Origin of the sequence: Acinetobacter sp. TSRC1-2, assembly GCF_049895885.1 — a bacterium.
Taxonomy (GTDB): domain Bacteria; phylum Pseudomonadota; class Gammaproteobacteria; order Pseudomonadales; family Moraxellaceae; genus Acinetobacter.
In genome coordinates, this window is sequence record NZ_JAFCTF010000033.1 from 1 (window position 1) to 1,640 (window position 1,640).

Here is a 1,640-nt window from a genome sequence, read left to right on the forward strand (position 1 = left end):
TTATTGCCCTGAACGAATGATGTAATCGAAAGCAGATAGGGATGCCTTGGCACCTTCACCGGTGGCAATGATGATCTGCTTGTACGGAACCGTAGTACAGTCACCGGCAGCAAAGACACCTTTGACACTGGTTTCGTTGCGCTCGTTAATCACGATCTCGCCACGGTTGCTCAGTTCAACTTTTGACGCTTTCAGGAAATCCGTGTTCGGCAACAGACCGATCTGTACGAAGATCCCGGCCAGTTCAACCGTATGCTCTTCATCGGTAGCCCGGTCTTTATATTTCAGTGCAGTCACCTGTGAACCGTCACCGACCACTTCAGTCGAGAGTGCATTCTTGATCACTGTGGTATTGGGCAAGCTGTTAAGCTTGTCCTGCAATACCTGGTCGGCACGCAGTTTGGTATCAAACTCAACCAGTGTTACATGTTCGACAATCCCGGCCAGGTCAATCGCCGCTTCCACACCCGAGTTACCGCCACCAATCACCGCAACACGTTTGCCTTTGAACAGTGGACCGTCACAGTGCGGACAGTACGCCACACCACGGGTTTTATACTCTTGTTCACCCGGCACATTCATTTCTCTCCAGCGTGCACCGGTCGACAGGATAATGGTTTTTGACTCTAGCTTGGCGCCATTTTCCAGCGTCACTTCCACCAGACCGTTGGCGGTTTCATCCGCGCCTTTAATGGCTGCTACTTTTTGCAGGTTCATGATGTCGACATCATAAGCACGTACATGCGCTTCCATTTCAGCAGCAAATTTCGGACCTTGGGTTTTCTGTACCGAAGTGTAGTTTTCAATGTCCATGGTATCCATCACCTGACCACCAAAGCGTTCCGCCACAATCCCGGTCTGAATGCCTTTACGTGCCGCGTAGATCGCAGCAGTGTTACCTGCAGGTCCGCCACCAATCACCAGCACATCAAAGGCGCCTTTGGCATTGAGTTTTTCCGCATCTTTGGCCGATGAACCCGAATCCAGTTTGGCCACGATTTCTTCCAGCGTCATACGGCCCTGACCGATGTGTTCACCGTTCTGGAACAGCATCGGTACTGCCATGATTTTGCGCTGTTCCACTTCTTCCTGGAAGAATGCGCCGTCAATCATGGTCGCTGTGGCACCCGGATTGTGAATCGCAATCAGGTTCAAGGCTTGCACCACGTCTGGACAGTTATGGCAGCTTAAGGAAACAAATACGTCAAAATCATCAGTTAAATTTAAACCCTTGATTTGAGCCAATACGTCATCCGATACTTTCGGCGCATAACCCGATACTTGCAGCAATGCCAGGATCAGTGAGGTAAATTCATGCCCCATCGGCAAGCCGGCAAAATTGACCCGTGGCTGCTCACCGACTTTGGCGATCCCGAAGCTCGGTGCACGTGAGCTTGTACCATCAAAACGGGCCGTGACCTGATCCGACAGTGCCGCAACTTCCGTGACCAATTCTTTAATTTTGTCTGACTTGTCAGAAGCATCCAGTGATGCCACAATTTCAATCGGGCTTTCCAGACGTTGTAATAAAGTTTTAAGTTGCGCTGAAGTATTTTGATCTAACATGGCTAACCTCTCCAAGGGAGTAAATGTTTATTTAATAAGGCTATACTAAGATAAATGAATGAATAGATAAAACA

The 1,640-nt window shown here is 49.3% G+C and carries 1 protein-coding gene; it reads right to left on the bottom strand.

All coding sequences use genetic code 11. The features are described from left to right. The gene (ahpF, locus tag ACP69Y_RS16575; protein WP_425919538.1) at window positions 1–1,566 is read right to left on the bottom strand and encodes an alkyl hydroperoxide reductase subunit F; all 1,566 of its coding nucleotides are present in this window, start codon (window positions 1,564–1,566) and stop codon (window positions 1–3) included. Window positions 1,567–1,640: the final 74 nt, after the last annotated feature.

What these genes read in the sequence shown, in the direction of transcription:
- ahpF (WP_425919538.1), bottom strand. Translation starts at nt 1,566, where the DNA reads ATGTTAGATCAAAATACTTCAGCGCAACTTAAAACTTTATTACAACGT.